Here is an 18,514-nt window from a genome sequence, read left to right as displayed (position 1 = left end):
TGACGCCAACCCTCAGGAGCCATCATGACCAGCACCACCACCGACCTGTCGTTCACCGCGCCGGCATCACCGGACCGCCTGGAGCGCACGGCCGCGGCTCTGTCCGCACACGGGTTCACCGTCGAGATCATCGACGACGCGTCCGCCGCCCGGGCGCGCGTCGCCGAGCTGGTCCCGCGGGGCGCGACGGTCTTCACCGGTGCCAGCGAGACCCTGCGCCTGTCCGGCATCGAGGCGGACCTGAATGCCGGCGGGCTGTACGCGGCGGTCCGACCGGTCGTGCTCGCCATGGACCGCAGGACGGAGGCCGACGCGATCCGTCGCCTGCTCGCCAGTCCGGACGTCGCGGTGGGGAGCGTCGCCGCAGTGACCGAGACCGGCGCGCTCGTCATCGCCTCGGCGAGCGGGAGCCAGCTGCCCGCCTATGCGGGCGGTGCCGCCCAGGCGATCTGGGTGGTCGGTGCGCAGAAGGTGGTGCCGGACCTGGCGACCGCTCTGCGTCGCGTCGAGGAGCACGCGCTGCCGCTCGAGAGCGCCCGAGCGCAGCACGCGTACGGGCAGCCCAGCGCGGTCAACCGGCTGCTGATCCTGAACGCGGAATGGATCCCGGGCCGCGGGACGGTCCTGCTGCTGCGCGAGGCGATCGGCTTCTGACCCTGCGCGCGAGGCCGACGCCGACCGCGACGAGGGCCAGCGCCACGGGCACCACGAGGTGCCACCCCGCGAGCGCGGCGAGGACGAGGGCCAGGCCGCAGGCGACCACACCCGACCACCAGCCCGGGCTCCCCCGCTCGAGCAGCCGGACCGCCGCGGCCGCGCCGAGGAGGTAGACCGCGACCATGCAGCTCGTGTGCACCAGGACGAACGGCTCGAGGTCGCCGCCGGTGGCCACGACGATCCCGAAGTAGGCGGACGCGAGGACGGCCACCACGACCAGGGCCCGGCGCGGGACCCCGCCCGGCTGCGCGCCGCGGGAGACCCACGCGGGCAGGTCGCCGTCGCGGCCGAGCGACGCGCCGAGCTTGGCGAACGCGCCGACGTAGGCACCGAGCACGCCGAGCGTCACGATCCCCGCGACGACCGCCACGGCGATCCGGCCGGCGCCGGGCAGACCCGTCTCGACGAGGTCCATGAGCGGGACCGGTGAGGTCGAGTCCGGCAGGGCCGTCACCGCGACGTACTGCAGGGCCAGGTACGCCAGCCCGACGACGACCAGGGCGACGGCCGTGGCGCGCGGGATGGTGCGTCGCGGGTCGCGGAACTCCCCGGCCAGGTGCGTGACGGCCTCCCAGCCGGCGAACGCCCAGACGAACAGGCTCGCCGCCGCGCCGACCCCGGACCACCCGTGCGTGAGGAACGGCGTGAGCGCTGCGGGGTCCGACGACGGCAGCGCCGCGACCACGACCAGGACGACGAGCACGACGAGCGAGCCGGTGAGCACGAGCTGGACGGGCCCGGCCAGCCGGAGCCCGACCGCGTTGGTGAGCAGCGGCGGCAGCAGGAACAGCGCACCGACCACGTAGACCTCCGGCTGCGACCCGCCGAGCATCGCGACGACGTACTGCGCGCCCACCAGGGCCACCACCGGGCAGCCGACGCACACGCCGAAGAAGAACCAGTAGCCGCAGGCGCGGGCGGCGGTCGGTCCGAGCGCCAGCCGGACGTAGGTGGCGACCCCACCGGAGTCCGGGTGCCGGGTGGCGAGCGCGGCGAACGTCGCGGCCAGCGGGACGGACATGGCAAGGACCCCGACGACGGCCAGCAGCGACGCCGGCCCGGCCACCCGCGCGGCGAGCGTCGGGAGCAGCAGGATGCCGGTCCCGAGGACCGCCGAGACGTAGAGCGAGGAGCCGAGCAGCAGCCCGATCCGACCGGTCGGCGGGGCCTCGGCGGGGCGCAGGGTCGTCGTCACGCCCCCGAGCATCGCGCTCGTCGGCGACGACCGACACCTGGCGGACAGTCGTCGTGCGTCGAGATCCCGCCAACGACGCATCGTCGGAAAAAGACCGTGACCGAGAACACACGGGCGTGGTCGAGTAGTCCCACACCACCACATCGACCCGGGCAACCGCCCTGGCCGAGCCATGCCCGAAGGAGACTCCTGTGCATCCCCTCAGCACGTTCGAGCTGCACCGTCACGAGTACGGTCAGCGCCTGGCCCGCTCCCACCAGGAGCGCGTCGTCGAGGCCGCCCGCGCCGCCAGAGCACCGTCCGAGATGACGCGGCGACCTCCCAGTCCACGGCGCGTCGTCGCCGCTCCCGCGTCGTTCGCGGGTGCGGTCGGGGCACGCTGAACCCCATGACGCCGGAGCGGCGCGGACCACCAGGTCCGCGCCGTTTCCTGTGCCGCACGACGGGTCGTGCCACCATGACGCCATGCCCGTCGCGACGCCCCGAGGTCCCCGCTGATGGGTCGGCACGCGTCCCCCGACCCGGACCCGGTCGCCGCACCCGAGCCGGCGACACCGGTGCACCGGATCGTCGTCTGGGGCGAGCGCATCCTGCTCGGGCTGGCCGCCGGCGTCGGCATCCTGCTCGTCCTGCGGTGGGCGGGCACGTCGTGGAGCGCGGCCGCCTGGACGGGCCTCGCCATCGCGGTGATCGTGCCCGCGGCGGCCTGGCTGGCCGCCACGGTGCCGGGCCGCGAGCACCGCGACCGGTGACAGCCGGGCGCGCACGAGGCCACGACCTGCGATTCTCTGACGCGCGACGACGCCCCGAGCCCTAGGCTGGCCAGCGTGACCAGCCCGACGACGCCTGCAGCCGCCCCCACCGGACACGAGAGTGCCGACCGCATCGTCTGGATCGACTGCGAGATGACCGGCCTGGACCTGGGCGCCGACGCGCTGGTCGAGGTGGCCGCCGTGGTCACCGACTCGGAGCTGCGGGTGCTCGGCGAGGGTGTGGACGTCATCATCGCGCCGCCCGCCGAGGCGCTCGAGCAGATGAACGACTTCGTCCGCGCGATGCACACGACGTCCGGCCTGCTCGACGAGCTCGCGGGCGGCACGACGCTCGCGGACGCCCAGGAGCGCGTGCTCGCCTACATCCGCGAGTGGGTGCCCGAGCCGGGCAAGGCGCCGCTGGCGGGCAACTCGGTGGGCACCGACAAGACCTTCCTCGACCGCGACATGACCGAGCTGGTCGGCTACCTGCACTACCGCGTCATCGACGTCTCCTCGATCAAGGAGCTCGCCCGACGCTGGTACCCGCGCGTCTACTTCGCCTCGCCCCGCAAGAACGGCGGCCACCGCGCGCTCGCCGACATCCTCGAGAGCATCGACGAGCTGCGGTACTACCGGTCGGCGCTGCTGCCCGCCCAGCCGGGGCCGGACTCGGCCGCCGCCAAGAAGATCGCCGCGGAGGTCGTCGCGACGTCCGTGAAGGGCACGCTGCTCCCCGAGGGGTGAGCTGAGGGGGTCTGTTGCGCGACTGGTTGCACCGGCACGACCCCGAGGGCTACGCCCTGCACCGAGCGATCCGCGTCGCCCTGCTCACGATGGTCGTCCTGACCATCACCGACGTCCTGATCGGCGACACCGAGGTCACCACCTTCGGCGTGTTCGGCACGTTCGCGCTGCTGCTCTTCGCGGACTTCCCGGGCAACCGGTCCCAGCGTCTCGTGTCGTACTGCTCGCTGTTCGTCGTCGGAGCGGCGCTGATCTGCGTCGCCACCCTGGCATCCGGGTCGGTGTGGCTGGCGACGGTGTCGATGCTGGTGGTGGGCACGCTCGTCGTGTTCGCCGGGGCCACCTCCGCCGCGATCGCCTCCGCCAGCCGCGCGCTGCTCCTGCTCTACGTCCTGCCGATCACGGTCCCCGGCGACGCCGCAGGCATCCCACCGCGGCTCGTCGGCTGGGCCGTCGCGGCGGCGCTGTGCATCCCGGCCGCCCTGCTCCTGTGGCCACCGCAGGAGCACGACCGGTTGCGCGAGGGGTCCACGGCCGTCGCCTCGGGGCTCGGGCGCCGGCTCGGCTCGTTGGTCGGCGGGCCGCGTGTCGACGAGACCGCCGTGGCCGCCGCGTTCGCCGACCTGCGCCGCGCCCTGCGGGCGACCACGTACCGCCCGGTGACGCTGACCACCGGCAGCAGGCTGCTGCTGCGGCTCGCCGACGAGCTCGAGTGGCTGCACCAGCTGGTCCGCGTCTCCGACCCCGCGGCCGTCGCCGGCTGGCCACCATGGACCCGCGCGGTGGTCGCGTCGTGCGCGCGGGTGCTCCAGGCCTCGGGCGAGGTCCTCGGCCCGCGAACCGACGCCGCGGCGCGCAGCCGGCTCGACGAGGCGCTGACCGACCTCGCGGAGCACCGGCGGGCGGCGGTGGACGCTGCCGACGAGCTCTCCCGGGCATCCCGCTGACGCCGGACCAGCTGGACCACCACACCCAGCGCGCGCACGCGTGGGTCTACACCACGGACCTGGTCGGGCGGACCGCCGCCGCGTCGGCCGCCGCCGACGCCCGTCCGATGCTGATGCGGATGCTCGGACGCGGTGCTGGTCCGCTCGCCGTGGGTCCCGTAGCCGCGGCCGGCCGGATCGCTGCGCAGCAGTTCCACCTCGACTCGGTCTGGCTGCAGAACAGCCTGCGCACGGGCGTCGGCCTGGCGGTGGCGGTGCTCGCGGCGCAGCTCAGCCACGTGCAGCACGGCTTCTGGGTGGTCCTCGGAGCGATGTCCGTGCTGCGCACCTCCGCCCTGGCGACCACCTCGACCGTGCTGCGTGCGCTGCTCGGCACCGTGGCCGGGTTCGCGGTCGGCGGCGTGCTCGTCGCGATCGCGCCGACCGGGCCGGTCGCCCTGTGGATCATCCTGCCGATCGCGGTCCTCGTCGCCGCGTTCGCGCCCAACACCGTGTCCTTCGCCGCCGGGCAGGCCGCGTTCACCGTGACCGTCGTCGTGCTCTTCAACATCCTCGTGCCGGTCGGCTGGAAGGTCGGCCTGGTCCGCGTGCAGGACGTCGCGATCGGGTGTGCCGCGTCTCTCGTCGTCGGACTGCTGCTGTGGCCCGGCGGTGCGGCCGCCCGCGTCCGGCGAGCGCTCGCGGACGCCTACCGCTCGTCCGCCGACCTGCTGCACCACACCGTGCACGCGACCGTGCTCGAACCGCTCGGAGATCCCGCCGACGGACACTCGGCGCAAGCCTCCTCCGCGCGGCTCGACAGCGCGCTGCGGCAGTACCTGGCCGAGCGCGGGGTCCGGCCCGAGGGCCTCGAGACGGTGACCGCCGTGATCAACGGCGTCGGGCGGCTGCGGCTCTCGGCCGAGGCGATCGAGCAGCTCACGCGTCCCCGGTTCCCGGTGACCGGCCGCGACGGAGACATCGCCGACCTCCTGCTGGGCCGGTCCGCCGGCACGCAGAAGCTGGTTCCACGGCATCGCGACCGCCCTGGAGTCCCAGGGGGCGCCCGTGCCGGACCCGCTGCCGGCGGACACGCAGGCGACGGTGGTGACGCTGCTGGGCCAGACCCGCGGGCCGCGGGCCGACCCGGTCGCCCGGCGTGAGCTGCACCTGGCGTGGGTGGCCCTGTTCCTCGACGACGCCGCCACCCTGTCCGGCCGGCTAGGTGCTCCGGTGGCGACCCTCTGCCTGGGCACCAGCCGGAGAACGGCGACGGGCGCCGACCACGAGATGGTCGACGCCCGACGCGATGGGGTGGCTAACGGGACTTGAACCCGCGACCCCCTGGACCACAACCAGGTGCTCTACCACCTGAGCTATAGCCACCACGATCCCCCGACGCGTACGCCGGGGCGTCCAGAAGTGTACCCGAGGGGCCGCGGTGTTCTCGCATCGGTCCGCCGACCGTCACGCGACCGTCCCGCCGCTGCTCAGAGGCGCGCGGCGATGGCATCGGCGAAGCGCGCCGCGGAACCCTCGCCGTGCGAGAAGAACAGCGAGGGCTCGGTGAGCTCGACCTCGAGCACGACGGGCGCGCCGTCGTCGTCGGGGATCAGGTCGATCCGGGTGTAGAGCAGCGGCCCGTCGACGCCCGGGACCACGTCCGGCAGGGCTGCGACGACGCGGTCGCCCAGCGCGCGCTCGGCATCGCTGGCCTCCCGCGAGGTCATGATCTCCTGCCGGTAGAGCTCGTCGGCGAGCCGCCCGCGGTAGGGCCCGTCGAGCAGCGCGCCCTTGCGCACCGAGTGGCTGAACACGCCGTCCACGTAGACCAGGGCCGTCTCGCCTGTGGTGTCGACGTTGCGCAGGTAGCGCTGGATCATGACGCGCCGGCCGACGCCGAGCAGGTTCTTCGCGTGCGTGATCGCCATGGACCGCTGCTGCGTGACACCCGCGTCGTACCGGCCCGTGTCCCGCGAGCCCGCGCTGACCGTGGGCTTGACGACGAAGTCGCCGAACGCCGGGAACCGCGTGTGGATGGCGCGGGAGTCGAAGTTGCGCTCCGGGTCGAGCCAGATGGTGGGCACGATCGGGAGGCCCGCGTTCTCGAGGTCCCGCAGGTACTGCTTGTCGATGTTCCAGCCGACCACCGAGGCCGGGTTGAACAGCGTGCTCGTCCGCTCGACGCGGCGGGTCCAGTCGGCGAACTGCGTCGGCCGTTCGGTGTAGTCCCAGGTCGAGCGGATCACCACGTGCGGGTAGGTGCCCCAGTCGACCGTCGGGTCGTCCCAGACGACCGCCTCGATCGCGATCCCCCGCTCCGCGAGCGCATCGCGCAGCGCGTGGTCGTCCGGGTCGAGATCGGGCAGCTCGCCGCAGGTTGCGAGGGCGAGTCGTGGGGTGGTGGACGTCACGAGCGCACTGTACCGACGGGGGCGTCGTCGACGTCAGTGACCTGCGTCTCGTCGTCGACGGCCCGGCCCTCCTGGGCTCGAGTCTCGTCCGCGGTGACGCGGTCCAGGGCTCGCACGACGGTCGAGGGCGTCGCACTGCCGACCACGCGGCCCTCGTCGTCGACGACGGGCACCGTCTGGCGCGCACCGACGAACGCGTGCAGGACGTCCCCGAGCTCGGCTCCGAGCGCGATCGGCTCTCCGGCCGCGCCGTCCACGACCGGGTCGACGTCCGCGGCCTCCAGCCTGCCGAGGGCCAGGAGGCGCGCGGTGCGTCCGCGACCGACGACTCGGCGACCGCGGGCGACGCCGGGCGGGCCACGATGTCGAGCGGCGGTGCCAGCTGCTCGATGTGGGCGCCGGTGCTCAGCACCGCGACCCGGTCGGCCATCCGAACGGCCTCGTCGATGTCGTGGGTCACCAGGATCACCGTGATGCCCAAAGTGCGCTGGATGCGCGCGAACTCGGCCTGGAGGTGCCGGCGTCCGACGGGGTCCACCGCGCCGAACGGCTCGTCCATGAGCAGCACGGGCGGGTCCGTGGCCAGAGCACGGGCGACGCCGACGCGTTGACGCTCGCCGCCGGAGAGCGTGCGGGTACCGGCGCGCGTACCGGTCCGGGGGCAGGCCGACGAGGTCCAGCGAGCCGTCCACGCGGGCCGCCGTGCGCCTGCGGTCCCAGCCGAGCAGCCCGGGCACGGTGGCCACGTTCTGGGCGACGGTCCGGTGCGGGAACAGGCCCACGTTCTGGATCACGTAGCCCATGCGGCGACGGAGCTTCACCGGGTCGACCGCCGTGACGTCCTCGCCCTCCAGCAGGATCCGCCCGGACGTCGGCTCGACCAGCCGGTTCGCCATCCGCAGCGTCGTCGACTTGCCGCAGCCGGAGGGGCCGACGAGGACCAGCACCTCGTGCGGACGTACCGCCAGGCTCAGGTCGTCGACGGCCGACGCCGAGCTGCCGTCCTTCGATCGCGCGCCGTAGACCTTGCGCACGTGCTCGAAGCGGATCGCGGGTTCGTCGGCCACCACAGGGACGCTAGTCGGTGCGTGAGACACGCGCAGCGCCGCGAGCGCGTGCGGGTTGTCACACGATCGTCATCATCCTGCATCTGCGCATGTCAGTCGCTCGACCTAGGGTCGTGACCATGTTCTTCGCCGACGCGTCAGCGAGCTCTGCGCCAGCGAACCCTTGGTTCTCCTGGCAGTACGTCCAGCGCAACAGCGCGGACATCGCGCACGCGCTCGAGCAGCACGTCTCGCTCACGCTCGAGGCCGTCGCCATCGCGTTCCTGCTCGCGCTGCCGCTCGCCGCCCTCGCGCACCTGCGTCCGAGGTTCGCCGGGCCGGTGCTCGGGATCGCGGGCGTCCTCTACACGATCCCGTCGCTGGCCCTGTTCGCGGTGCTCGCCCCGTACACCGGGATCGGGCGCACCACGGTGCTCATCGGGCTGGTCTCCTACGCGCTCCTGGTGCTCACCCGGAACATCCTGGTGGGCCTGCAGGGAGTGGATCCGGCGGTCAAGGACGCCGCCCGCGGAATGGGATACGGCCGCGGACGGTTGCTGGTGTCCGTGGAGCTGCCGCAGGCCGTGCCCAGCATCGTCGCTGGTCTGCGCCTCGCGACGGTCACCACGGTCGCCCTCGTGACCGTCGGCGTGGTCGTGGGGTTCGGGGGCCTGGGCCAGCTGATGTTCCGCGGCTTCCGCAGCAACTACCACGCCGAGATCATGACGGCGACGGTGCTCTGCCTCCTGCTGGCGCTCGTGTTCGACCTGCTCATCGCGTTCGTCGGCAGATGGCTGACACCCTGGGCCCGGACCGCGCAGACCGCGACGGCGGTGTGACATGGACATCTTCCAGCAGGCCCTCGTGTGGCTCAACGACCCCCTGAACTGGACGGGGCGCAACGGCGTCCTCGCGCTCACCAAGGACCACATCGTCGTGTCGGTGCTCGCGGTGCTGCTGGCCGCGGTCGTGTCGATGCCCCTGGCGCTCTGGCTCGGCCACCGTCGTCGCGGATCGACCGTCGGCGTCGTCGTCGCCAACACCACGCGGGCGCTGCCCACCCTGGCGCTGCTGACGCTGCTGGCCGCCAGCGGCCTGTTCGGCAACACCGCGACCGTGCTCGCGTGCGCCGTTTTCGCCGTCCCCCCGCTGCTCACCAACACGGTCACGGGCCTCGGCGACGTCGACCCGGACGTCCGGGACGCCGCGCGAGGCGTCGGGATGTCAGGGGCGCGGTCGTTGTGGGCGGTCGAGGTGCCGCTCGCCGTCCCGCTGATCGCGGCCGGCCTGCGCACGGCGTCCGTGCAGGTGGTGGCGACCGTTCCGCTCGCGGCGCTCGTCGGCGGCCGGAGCCTCGGCTCGATCGTGGTCGAAGGGTTCGGTCTGCAGAACTACGGCCAGGTGCTGGCCGGCGGACTGCTCGTCGCGGCCCTCTGCCTGGTCGTCGAGGGTCTGCTGGCCCTCGTCCAGCACGTCTCGACGCCCGCCGGACTGCGCTCGCTCGCCCGGCAGACCGCCGAGACCCCTACGTCGGGCCGGTTCCGTCGGGCATCCCGGCTTGCCGAGCCCGTCACCACCGGATCGAATAAGCCCAGCCCATCCTCCTGAACACACCGGCGACGGCACACCGCCGTGGCCCTACGGGAACCCTCCCTCCCCCGCCACACAGCCCGAGGAGAGCACCATGCGAGCACGACGCTCCGCCGTCCTGACCTTGATCGCCGTCGCCACGTTGGCGCTCGGTGCGTGCGGAAGCCCTGGATCGGGCGGGGGGAAGGCCGAGCCGACGTCGTCGGGTGGCGCCTCGGCCATCGCCATCTGCGACCCGGTCCCCGGCGACAAGCTCGTCGTCCTGACCGACGACAAGGGTCTGCAGAACGCCGACAACATCATCCCCGCGGTGAACAAGGCGGCGGCTGACGCCAACCCGGCGATCATCGAGAACCTGGACAAGGTCTCGGCCGCGCTGGACACCACCAAGCTCATCGCGCTCAACAAGGCGGTCGACATCGACCACCGCACGTCGAGCGACGTGGCCAAGGAGTTCGTCGACACCGAGAAGCTCGCCGCCAGCGACTCCTCCGCGGGCGCCGGCACCTCGCTGACCGTCGGCGCCCCGAACTTCTCCGAGGGCGCCACCCTCGCCGAGATCTACGCGGCGGTCCTGCGCTCGGCGGGCTTCAACGCGACGACGCAGACCGTCGGCAACCGCGAGACCTACCTGCCGGCCCTGACCGGCGGCACCCTGGCCGCCGTGCCCGAGTACGCCGCCACGCTCGCGGACTTCCTCAACACCCAGGCGAACGGGACCGACGCGAAGTCCGTCGCGTCCCCGGACGTCGACGCGACGGTCGCGGCCCTCACGCCGCTGGCCACGGCGGCCGGGCTGACCGTCGGCAAGGCGTCCGCGGCTCAGGACCAGAACGCGTTCGCGGTGAGCGACAAGTTCGCCGCGATGCACGGCGTCAAGACGCTCAGCGACCTGGCCGCCACGTGCAGCGGCCTGATCCTGGCCGGCCCCGCCGAGTGCCCGCAGCGGCCGTTCTGCCAGCTCGGACTGGAGAACACCTACGGTCTGCAGTTCGCCGACTTCAAGTCGTACGACTTCGGCCTGATCGGCCAGGCCGTGCTCAAGGGTGAGGCGGCCATCGGGCTCGTGCTCTCCAGCGACGGCGCACTGGCCAGCTGACGACACGGACGGCGGGTCCGCCGGCGCGGGCCCGCCGTTCGCGTCCGTGTCCTCAGAGGCCCGCCGTCTCCAGCAGGCGGAGCCAGACCTCGCTGACGGTCGTGTACGACGGCACCGCGTGCCAGAGTCGGTCCAGCGGGACCTCGCCGACGATCGCGACGGTCGCGGCGTGGATCAGCTCCGCCACCTCGGGTCCGACGAAGGTCGCGCCGACGATGACCCCGCGGGTGTCGTCGACGAGGATCTGCGCGTGGCCGGCATAGTCGGGGGCCAGCACGTAGGCGCCGGCGACGTTGGCGATGTCGTACTCGACCACCCGCACGGAAAGACCGCGGTCCTGGGCGGCCCGCTCGGTCAGGCCGACCCACGCGACCTCGGGGCGGGTGAAGACGACCTGCGGGACGGCGGCGTCGTCGGCCGTCGCGCGGTACCGGCTCCAGGGCGCGGCCTGCGCCTCGTCGGCGGCGTCCAGACCCAGATCCCCCGCCGTCGAGCCCTCGGGACTGGTCCCCGGGTCGAACCGCGCGGCGATCACGTCACCGGCGATGCGGGCGTCGTACTTGCCCTGGTGCGTCGTGGCCGTACGGCCCGAGGCGTCGCCCACCGCGAACAGCCAGCCGCCGTCGACACCCTCCGCCTGCAGCCGGTCGTCGACCGACACGGCCTTGCCCGGCGTGAGGCCGACGTTCTCCAGGCCGAGCTTCGGACGTCCGCGGCCGGCGTCCCGTCGCGACGAGGACCTGATCCACGACGACGTCCGCGGCGCCGTCGAGCGTCAGGTGCACGCCGTCGTCGTCGCGTCGCACCGAGCTCGTCGACGCGCCGAACAGGACCGTCACCCCGATCGCCCGCAGACCGTCTGCGACGGCCTCGGCAGCGAACGGTTCCGCGTTGGCCAGCACCCGGTCCCCGCGCACGATCAGGGTGACCGCGCTGCCGAAGTCCGCGAAGGCGGTGGCCATCTCGACGCCGACGACCCCGCCGCCGAGCACGGCCAGCCGAGCGGGCACCTGCTGCGCCGACGTCGCCTCCCTGCTGGTCCACGGCGTGACGTCCGCGAGGCCGTCGATGCGCGGGAACACGGGCTCCGAACCCGTCGCGACGACGACCGCGTGCCTGGCGGTCACCGTGACCGGCCCGTCGGCGCCCTCGACCACGAGCTCGCGCGGCCCGGTCAGTCGGGCGTGCCCGCGCAGCAGCGCGATCCCGGCGCCCTCCACCCACCCTGCCTGCGAACCGTCGTCCCAGTGGTGCGTCACGTCGTCCCGCGAGGCGAAGGCGGCCGCGACGTCGACGGCGCCTGTCCTGCCGGTCTCGCCCGCCCCGGGGACGGATCGGGCCGCAGCCAGCACGGCACCAGGTCGAAGCAGCGCCTTGGAGGGCATGCACGCCCAGTAGGAGCACTCGCCGCCCACGAGCGCGTGCTCGACGAGCGCGACCCTCAGTCCCGTCCGACCAGCGCGATCGGCGGCGTTCTCGCCGACGGCCCCCGCGCCGATCACGACGACGTCGAACTCGCGCACCTGATCCGCCATGACCTACCCCGTCTGCCCTAGCCGGCGCGCTCCGCCGGGTCGGTACATCGTCGCCTGGCGCGGAGGCGCCCGCACGACGACCAGGCGGGTGACACCGGCCGGCCGGCGCCTCTCGAGGGACCGGGCGCCTCGCGATGCCGGCCGCCCGGACTCCGCTACCGTGGGCCGAGGTCGTCCGACGGGCATCGCGGGACCCACGCGTCGGGCAGCGGTGCCGCGCCGCGGACGCGACGCCCGCGCGGACCGCCTGCCGACCGCGGCATCGCGCCGCAGCAGCCGTCGGGGCCGGGTTCGACGACTCGCACCCGCCGGGCTCGTCACCGTTGGACCAGGGATGGAGCGGCTCGTGGGGGTGCAGCGGGCTCGAGGTGCTCACGACGGGCACGCGTCGAGCCGGGTCGTCCGGCTGGCGGTCGCGGCCCTCCTGATCGCGCCGGCGCTGGGCGGCTGTACCGCGCAGGCAGCCGCCGGGCCGCCACCCGACTCCGTCGGAGCCCTGACCCGGGCGGACCTCGGGGATGGCGACTGGCAGGGCCCCGCCCCCGACAACTCGTCCTGGGACGCCCCGCGCATGTGGTGCCTGGGCCTCATCGCCCTCTTCGAGCAGGACGGCGACGCGGCGGCGGCGGCGCACGCGACGTACACCGAGGACGACACGACCGTCTGGTCCGTCGCGTTCCGTTACCCCGCCGGTTCCGCGGCCCTGGACCGGCGCGCGGCGCTCGCCCGGGACAATCCCACCTGCAACGACTTCACGCCGAACGACGACCGTGGAACCGGCATGAACGACTTCCTCCTCGACGACGGGGCGGACCAGGTGACGACCGTCGAGCACGGGCACGAGAACGGGGCCGCCTACACGGTCGAGACGGCGATGCACCAGGGCCCGGACACCGTCGTGGCCGTCGCCGTGCGCTACCCGACGGGGAGCGCGCCCGACGTCACCGCGGAAGGGCTGCTCTACGACGCGGGCACGCAGGCGGCGAACCTCGCCGGCGGGTGACCGGCCCGTCGGCTCCCGATCCGGGGACGAACGAGGCCCCTCATCAGCGTGCGCTGGTGAGGGGCCTCGTGGTGGTGCGCCATCAGGGACTCGAACCCCGAACCCGCTGATTAAGAGTCAGCTGCTCTGCCAATTGGCTAATGGCGCGCGGAGAGAAAGTTACCAGCCGACGTGCCCGAACTGCCAATCGGATGATCCGGTCGTGACGACCGTCACGGCTCCGGGTCCGCCTCGGGCTCCGTGGGAGCCGGTTCCCACCAGGCGACCTCGGGCAGTCCCTCGGCCTCGAGTATCTCCGTCGATGTGGACTCCGGAGCGACCAGGTCGACGAGCAGGGCCAACGGCACGTGCTCGGCGAGCAGGTCCTTGACCGGCTGGGTCTGGTCGTCCTCGTCGTCAGGCACCCGCACCTCGGTCTCCGTCTCGTTGTCGGTGTCGTCGTCGGGCACGTGGGCCGCGGCCTCGGGCCGGGCGTCGTCCTCGCTCATGCTCGACCCTCCTCCGGCGCAGCCGGTCACCTGTCCTCCTCCATGCCACCACCCCGCCGAGCCGCGGGCAACACGGCGCGCGCAACCGCTCCCGAGCCCGCCCCGACCGGTCCGACGTACGATGACGACGCATCCGCCACCCCGCCCGTCAGGAGACACCGTGCCCCGCCTCGCCGTCGGCGACCTCGCGCCCGACTTCACGCTGCAGACCGCCGACGGCGGCAGTGTCACGCTGTCCGACCTGCGCGGACGCCACGTGATCGTCTACTTCTACCCCGCGGCGATGACCCCGGGCTGCACCACGGAGGCGTGCGACTTCCGGGACAACCTCGCGTCGCTGCAGTCGGCCGGCTACGCCGTCGTGGGCGTCTCCCCCGACGAGCTGCCCGCGCTGCAGAAGTTCGTCGAGGCGGAGCACCTGACGTTCCCGCTGGCGTCCGACCCCGACCGTTCCGTGCTGGAGGCCTGGGGCGCCTGGGGCGAGAAGTCCCTGTACGGCAAGACGGTCACGGGCGTGATCCGCTCGACCGTCGTCGTCGACCCGGAGGGCCGCGTGGAAGCTTGCGCAGTACAACGTGAAGGCCACCGGCCACGTCGCCAGCTACGCAGGGACCTCAAGGTCGCGTAGCCCACCGGGCCGCGAGGCCCGCGCGCGGGAGTGGTGAAATGGCAGCCACGCCAGGTTTAGGTCCTGGTGCCCGAGAGGGCGTGCGGGTTCGACTCCCGTCTCCCGCACCGACCGATCGCACCGGACGACCGGTACGACGACGGGCCGGTCCCCGTAGGAGACCGGCCCGTCGTCGAAGGCTGATCAGGCCGTGGTGGCCTGGGCCGCGATCTTCTCGCGAACCTCGTCCATGTCCAGCGCCTTGACGGCCTCGACCACCTGCTCCAGGGCCGGAGCGGGCAGCGCGCCGGCCTGGTTGAACACCAGGATCCCGTCGCGGAATGCCATCAGCGTGGGGATGGAGAAGATCTGCAGCTCGGTGGCCAGCTCCTGCTCGGCCTCCGTGTCGACCTTCGCGTGCACGACGTCGGGGTGGTTCTCGCTCGACTCCTCGAAGACGGGGCCGAACCGCTTGCACGGTCCACACCACTCCGCCCAGAAGTCGATCAGGACGATCCCGTTGTCCTTGATCGTGGTGCCGATCGTCGAGCCAGTGAGCTCGGTCGTCGCCATGTCGTTCCTCCAGTCCTCGGATACCGCCTGGTAGAGCGCTCCGGCACCGTCCACTATTCCCCGCACGCCCGGTGTGACGCACGTCGGGGCGCGCCGACGCTGCCGACACGGCGTCGCCAAGGTAGACATGGGGCGTGACTGCATCCGCCGAGTTCCCTCGGGGACCCGAACGCCCGTCGGGCTGGTTGAGCGCCGACGACATCTCGCGCGTCCGCTCCCAGTTGCCCATCCTGTACGTCGATGCGATCCCCGTGCGGGTGGACGACTCCGGGGACGTGGTCTCGGTCGGTCTGCTGCTCCGGGTGACGTCGGAGGGTGTGATGTCCCGGGCGCTGGTGTCGGGCCGCGTGATGTACCACGAGCGCGTGCGTGACGCCCTGGTCCGGCACATCGAGAAGGACCTCGGGCCGATCGCGCTGCCGCAGATCCCGTCCTCCCCGCAACCGTTCACCGTCGCGGAGTACTTCCCGACGCCGGGCGTCACGCCGTACCACGACCCCCGGCAGCATGCCGTGTCGCTGGCGTACGTCGTGCCCGTGCTCGGCGACTGCCGGCCGCAGCAGGACGCGATCGACCTCGCGTGGATGACGCCCGAGGAGGCGTGCGCGGAGCAGGTCCAGTTCGAGATGAACGGCGGCCAGAACGTCCTGCTCCGCCAGGCGATGGCGCACGTGGGCCGCCTGCAGTAGGCGCTCCCGCCGGTCAGCCCAGCGTGAGCGGGCCAGTCGGACAGATCGGCGCGCATGCGGCGGTCGTGGGTCGCGACGACCACCGCGGCGGAGGTGACCCGCAGGGCGGCCGTGAGCTTGTCGACGAGCCCGACGGACAGATGGTTGGTCGGTTCGTCGAAGATCAGCACGTGCGGTGCGGCCAGCAGCGCGCACGCGAGGTCGAACCGTCGTCGCTGACCCACCGACAGCTCGCGCAGCGGCCGGTCCAGGTCCTCCTCGGTCAGCAGGCCCTGGGTGGCGACCGGCACCAGCCGGGCCGGGTCGAGCACCCCCGCCTCGAGCAGCGTCAACGCGTGCCGGGCGTACGCCTCGAACCCGCTGAGCTCCTCGGCCGGACCGGCGACGTAGGCCCGCTGCGCGGCGGCCGTCGCGTGCTCCGTCGGGCCCTCCTGCGCCAGGATGCCCAGCCGGACCCCGGGCGCCACGGACCGCGTCCCGCGATCGAGGTCGATCGTCCCGGCGAGGGCCGCGAGCAGCGTCGACTTGCCCGAGCCGTTCGGACCGGTGACGAGCAGCCGCCCGCACGCCGGCACCTCGATCCGCAGCCCGGGCAGGTCGAGCCGCGAGCCGACGCGCGGCGCCCGCAGGTCGAGCAGGGGACCCGGCCTGGGCTCGGGCGGCAGCGACGGCAGGTCGGGGAAGGTGAGCTCGAGCGGTGGCGTCGGCACCTGGACCGCGGTCGCCTCGAGCTGCTGGATGAGCCTGTCGGCCGCCTTCACGTGCCCGCGGGCACGGGTCGCGCGCCGGTTCTTGTCGGAGCCCTTGGGCGGCCGCCACTCGTCGGAGAGGTTCTCGTAGGTCGAGTCGAGCCGCTCCGCCAGCGCGACCGCCCGCTTGCGCTCGGCCCGGTAGCGGCTGCGCCAGCGCCGCAGCATCTGGCTCTTGAGGAACCGGTAGTCCGAGTAGCGGGTCGCGCCGTACACCGCCGGCCGGCCGTCCATCGACGGGTCCAGGTCGAGGATCGCCGTCATCACGTCGTCGAGCAGGCGACGGTCGTGGGTGACGATGACGATCGCCCCCGGCCAGCCGCGCAGCCGCGCCGTGAGGTATTCGATGCCCGCCGCGTCGAGGTGGTTGGTCGGCTCGTCGAGGAGCAGCACGTCCGCGCGCTCCCCGATCCGGCAGGCCAGTCGCACGCGGTAGCGCTCCCCCACGCTCAGCTCGTCGAGCGACCGGGCGGGGTCGCGGGGGGCGCCGAACCGGGTCAGCGCCTCGTCGACCCGTCGGTCGGCATCCCAGCCCGCCAGCTGCTCGTACCGGGCCACCGCGTCGGCGAGCCGTGCCAGGTCGCCCGTCTCGTGGTCGAACGACGCGATCGCGGATTCGAGCTCGCCCGACGTGGCGCGCACGCCCGCCAGGGCCTCGGCCACGAACGTGCCGACCGTCGCCCCGGGCGGGACCGTCAGCTCCTGGTCCACCACACCGACCGTGCCGACCCGACGCACCCGGCCCGACTGCGGCTCGAGCGACCCGGCGAGCACGCGCAGCAGGGTCGTCTTGCCCGCGCCGTTCTCGCCGACCACGCCCACGCGGTCGCCCGCGGTCACGACGAGGTCGACCTGCTCGAGCACGGCGTGGCCGGGGTAGCCGTAGGTGACCGCCTCGGCCACCAGCTGGATCGCGCTCCCGGTGCTGACCGTCGGCCCGGTCATCCGCCCAGGACGCGCACCAGCGTCGGCACCAGCGCCCGGAAGGCAGTGCCGCGGTGGCTGATCGCGTTCTTCTCGTCCGGCGTCAGCTCCGCGCACGTCCGCGAGTCCCCCACCGGCACCAGGATCGGGTCGTACCCGAATCCGTACGAGCCGCGCGGCGCCGCAGCCAGCGTGCCCTCGAGCGTGCCCGTCTCCACGTGCTCGAACCCGTCGGGCGTCACGAGCGCGGCGGCGCAGACGAACCGAGCCACCCGGTGCTCCGGCGCGATGTCGGCCAGCTGGGCGAGCAGCAGGTCGAGGTTGGCCCGGTCGTCGCCGTGCCGGCCGGCCCAGCGCGCCGAGAAGATCCCCGGCGAGCCGCCGAGCACGTCGACGCTCAGGCCCGAGTCGTCGGCGACGGCGGGCAGACCCGTGAAGGCCGCGAGCGCGCGGGCCTTGATCAGGGCGTTCTCGGCGAACGTCACGCCGTCCTCGACCGGCTCGGGTGCGCCGACGTCGCGGGCACCGACCACGGACGCCGGGTCGAGACCGGGCAGCACGGGCGCGAGGATCGCCCGCAGCTCGCCGACCTTGTGGTCGTTGTGCGTGGCCAGGACCAGTCGGACGCCGTTCATCGGGCCGCGCGCGTGGCCGAGCCGTCGCCGGGGGCCGTCGCCAGCGCGGCGACCTGCAGGGCGGTCAGCCGGGCGGTCCCGGCGACCGCGAGGTCGAGCAGCGCGTTGAGCTCCGTGCGGTCGAACGGCGCGTGCTCGGCCGTGCCCTGGACCTCGACGAACGTGCCGGAACCGGTGACCACGACGTTCATGTCGGTCTCGCTCGCACGTCCTCGACGTACGGCAGGTCGAGGACGGGCAGCCCGTCGACGATGCCGACGCTGACGGCGGCGACCGAGTCGCGCAGGACGACCTTGTTCTTCGGGATGTGCCCCTGGGCCACGGCCCACGCGACCGCGTCGGCGAGGGCGACGTACGCCCCGGTGATCGAGGCGGTGCGGGTGCCCCCGTCGGCCTGGAGCACGTCACAGTCGAGCACGATCGTGTTCTCGCCGAGCGCCGAGACGTCGATGATCGCCCGCAGCGAGCGGCCGATGAGGCGCGAGATCTCGTGCGTGCGGCCGCCGATGCGCCCCTTGACCGACTCGCGGTCCGACCGGCTGTTCGTCGCGCGCGGGAGCATCGAGTACTCGGCGGTGACCCAGCCCTCGCCCGACCCCTTCTTCCAGCGCGGGACGCCCGGCGTGAACGAGGCGACGCACAGCACCTTCGTGCCGCCGAACTCGACGAGCACGCTGCCCTCGCCCGCCTCGAGGAACCCGCGGGTCAGGGTGATCGGGCGGAGCTCGTCGGAGGCGCGGCCGTCGGCGCGGACGCCGGGCATCGAGGGCACAGCGGAGGCGCTGGAGGTGGCAGAAGTCATGCCGACGAGCCTAACCGGGCGGG

The 18,514-nt window shown here is 73.4% G+C and carries 16 protein-coding genes, 3 tRNA genes and 5 pseudogenes; 13 read left to right on the top strand and 11 right to left on the bottom strand.

Features of this window, described 5'->3' with window-relative positions:
- Positions 1–24 precede the first annotated feature (24 nt).
- Positions 25–654 carry an LUD domain-containing protein gene (locus AC38ZX_RS06965; RefSeq protein WP_426595122.1) on the top strand — a complete coding sequence of 210 codons (630 nt, stop codon included), beginning with the start codon at positions 25–27 and terminating at the stop codon, positions 652–654.
- Here the strand turns inward: AC38ZX_RS06965 and AC38ZX_RS06960 are convergent.
- A complete protein-coding gene (locus AC38ZX_RS06960) occupies positions 572–1,912 on the bottom strand; it encodes an APC family permease (protein WP_491296813.1) in 1,341 nt (446 codons plus the stop codon). The two genes, AC38ZX_RS06965 and AC38ZX_RS06960, sit on opposite strands and share 83 nt — an antisense overlap.
- A gap of 191 nt (positions 1,913–2,103) precedes the next feature.
- Here AC38ZX_RS06960 and AC38ZX_RS06955 point away from each other — a divergent pair, with 191 nt between their 5' ends.
- From AC38ZX_RS06955 to AC38ZX_RS06935, 5 genes are all read left to right on the top strand, one after another.
- Positions 2,104–2,295, top strand: a complete 192-nt coding sequence (locus AC38ZX_RS06955) for a hypothetical protein (RefSeq protein ID WP_426595120.1) — start codon at positions 2,104–2,106, stop codon at positions 2,293–2,295.
- A 114-nt stretch (positions 2,296–2,409) separates the two neighbouring features.
- Entirely contained in the window at positions 2,410–2,664 is a 255-nt protein-coding gene (locus tag AC38ZX_RS06950) for a hypothetical protein (RefSeq protein WP_426595119.1), read from the top strand.
- Between the two features lie 153 nt (positions 2,665–2,817).
- Positions 2,818–3,411, top strand: coding sequence for an oligoribonuclease (orn, locus tag AC38ZX_RS06945; protein ID WP_426595889.1), 594 nt, complete (start codon positions 2,818–2,820; stop codon positions 3,409–3,411).
- A 14-nt stretch (positions 3,412–3,425) separates the two neighbouring features.
- Positions 3,426–4,358: a hypothetical protein gene (locus AC38ZX_RS06940; protein WP_491296811.1), complete on the top strand. Its 933-nt coding sequence runs from the start codon at positions 3,426–3,428 to the stop codon at positions 4,356–4,358.
- Between the two features lie 107 nt (positions 4,359–4,465).
- The gene (locus AC38ZX_RS06935; RefSeq protein ID WP_491296810.1) at positions 4,466–5,500 is read left to right on the top strand and encodes an FUSC family protein; all 1,035 of its coding nucleotides are present in this window, start codon (positions 4,466–4,468) and stop codon (positions 5,498–5,500) included.
- A 147-nt stretch (positions 5,501–5,647) separates the two neighbouring features.
- On the opposite strand, the gene AC38ZX_RS06930 is transcribed toward AC38ZX_RS06935, so the two are convergent.
- From AC38ZX_RS06930 to AC38ZX_RS06920, 3 genes and pseudogenes are all read right to left on the bottom strand, one after another.
- Positions 5,648–5,723, bottom strand: a tRNA-His gene (locus AC38ZX_RS06930).
- A gap of 104 nt (positions 5,724–5,827) precedes the next feature.
- Positions 5,828–6,751, bottom strand: a complete 924-nt coding sequence (locus AC38ZX_RS06925; protein ID WP_426595117.1) for an ATP-grasp domain-containing protein — start codon at positions 6,749–6,751, stop codon at positions 5,828–5,830.
- Positions 6,748–7,821 (bottom strand): annotated as a pseudogene (locus AC38ZX_RS06920) (ABC transporter ATP-binding protein). The gene AC38ZX_RS06925 and the pseudogene AC38ZX_RS06920 overlap by 4 nt, the downstream one beginning before the upstream one ends.
- Before the next feature lie 116 nt (positions 7,822–7,937).
- Here AC38ZX_RS06920 and AC38ZX_RS06915 point away from each other — a divergent pair.
- The 3 genes from AC38ZX_RS06915 (at position 7,938) to AC38ZX_RS06905 (ending at position 10,486) form a co-directional block, all read left to right on the top strand.
- On the top strand, positions 7,938–8,636 hold the full coding sequence (locus AC38ZX_RS06915) for an ABC transporter permease (protein WP_491296809.1): 699 nt from the start codon (positions 7,938–7,940) through the stop codon (positions 8,634–8,636).
- 1 nt (position 8,637) lies between these two features.
- Positions 8,638–9,405, top strand: a complete 768-nt coding sequence (locus AC38ZX_RS06910; protein WP_426595114.1) for an ABC transporter permease — start codon at positions 8,638–8,640, stop codon at positions 9,403–9,405.
- Between the two features lie 76 nt (positions 9,406–9,481).
- A complete protein-coding gene (locus AC38ZX_RS06905; protein WP_426595113.1) occupies positions 9,482–10,486 on the top strand; it encodes a glycine betaine ABC transporter substrate-binding protein in 1,005 nt (334 codons plus the stop codon).
- A gap of 52 nt (positions 10,487–10,538) precedes the next feature.
- On the opposite strand, the pseudogene AC38ZX_RS06900 reads toward AC38ZX_RS06905, so the two are convergent.
- A pseudogene (locus AC38ZX_RS06900) lies at positions 10,539–12,021 on the bottom strand (dihydrolipoyl dehydrogenase family protein).
- 334 nt (positions 12,022–12,355) lie between these two features.
- Here AC38ZX_RS06900 and AC38ZX_RS06895 point away from each other — a divergent pair.
- Complete coding sequence (locus AC38ZX_RS06895) at positions 12,356–13,024, top strand: hypothetical protein (protein WP_491296808.1); 669 nt, start codon at positions 12,356–12,358, stop codon at positions 13,022–13,024.
- Between the two features lie 72 nt (positions 13,025–13,096).
- On the opposite strand, the gene AC38ZX_RS06890 is transcribed toward AC38ZX_RS06895, so the two are convergent.
- Together AC38ZX_RS06890 and AC38ZX_RS06885 are read right to left on the bottom strand one after the other, a co-directional pair.
- Positions 13,097–13,171: transfer RNA gene (locus AC38ZX_RS06890), tRNA-Lys, on the bottom strand.
- A 65-nt stretch (positions 13,172–13,236) separates the two neighbouring features.
- Positions 13,237–13,512: a hypothetical protein gene (locus AC38ZX_RS06885; protein WP_426595110.1), complete on the bottom strand. Its 276-nt coding sequence runs from the start codon at positions 13,510–13,512 to the stop codon at positions 13,237–13,239.
- 160 nt (positions 13,513–13,672) lie between these two features.
- On the opposite strand from AC38ZX_RS06885, the pseudogene bcp reads away from it, so the two are divergent.
- Positions 13,673–14,140: pseudogene (bcp, locus tag AC38ZX_RS06880) on the top strand (thioredoxin-dependent thiol peroxidase).
- Positions 14,141–14,164: 24 nt separating this feature from the next.
- Positions 14,165–14,247, top strand: a tRNA-Leu gene (locus AC38ZX_RS06875).
- A gap of 76 nt (positions 14,248–14,323) precedes the next feature.
- On the opposite strand, the gene trxA is transcribed toward AC38ZX_RS06875, so the two are convergent.
- The gene (gene trxA, locus AC38ZX_RS06870; protein ID WP_426595108.1) at positions 14,324–14,692 is read right to left on the bottom strand and encodes a thioredoxin; all 369 of its coding nucleotides are present in this window, start codon (positions 14,690–14,692) and stop codon (positions 14,324–14,326) included.
- A gap of 134 nt (positions 14,693–14,826) precedes the next feature.
- Between trxA and AC38ZX_RS06865 the strand changes: the two genes are divergently transcribed.
- Positions 14,827–15,381, top strand: a complete 555-nt coding sequence (locus AC38ZX_RS06865) for an NUDIX hydrolase family protein (RefSeq protein ID WP_426595107.1) — start codon at positions 14,827–14,829, stop codon at positions 15,379–15,381.
- Between the two features lie 29 nt (positions 15,382–15,410).
- Here AC38ZX_RS06865 and AC38ZX_RS06860 read toward each other — a convergent pair.
- From AC38ZX_RS06860 to rph, 3 genes and pseudogenes are all read right to left on the bottom strand, one after another.
- Positions 15,411–17,075: pseudogene (locus tag AC38ZX_RS06860) on the bottom strand (ABC-F family ATP-binding cassette domain-containing protein); the annotation flags it as partial.
- Positions 17,072–17,689, bottom strand: a complete 618-nt coding sequence (gene rdgB, locus AC38ZX_RS06855; RefSeq protein ID WP_426595105.1) for an RdgB/HAM1 family non-canonical purine NTP pyrophosphatase — start codon at positions 17,687–17,689, stop codon at positions 17,072–17,074. The gene rdgB and the pseudogene AC38ZX_RS06860, both read right to left, overlap by 4 nt.
- A pseudogene (gene rph, locus AC38ZX_RS06850) lies at positions 17,686–18,491 on the bottom strand (ribonuclease PH). Before rph ends, rdgB begins: the two are co-directional and overlap by 4 nt.
- Positions 18,492–18,514 lie beyond the last annotated feature (23 nt).

This window comes from Cellulomonas sp. McL0606 (assembly GCF_058248365.1).
Note: the sequence above shows the minus strand (reverse complement) of the source record. Positions and strands in the feature narration are given on the sequence as shown.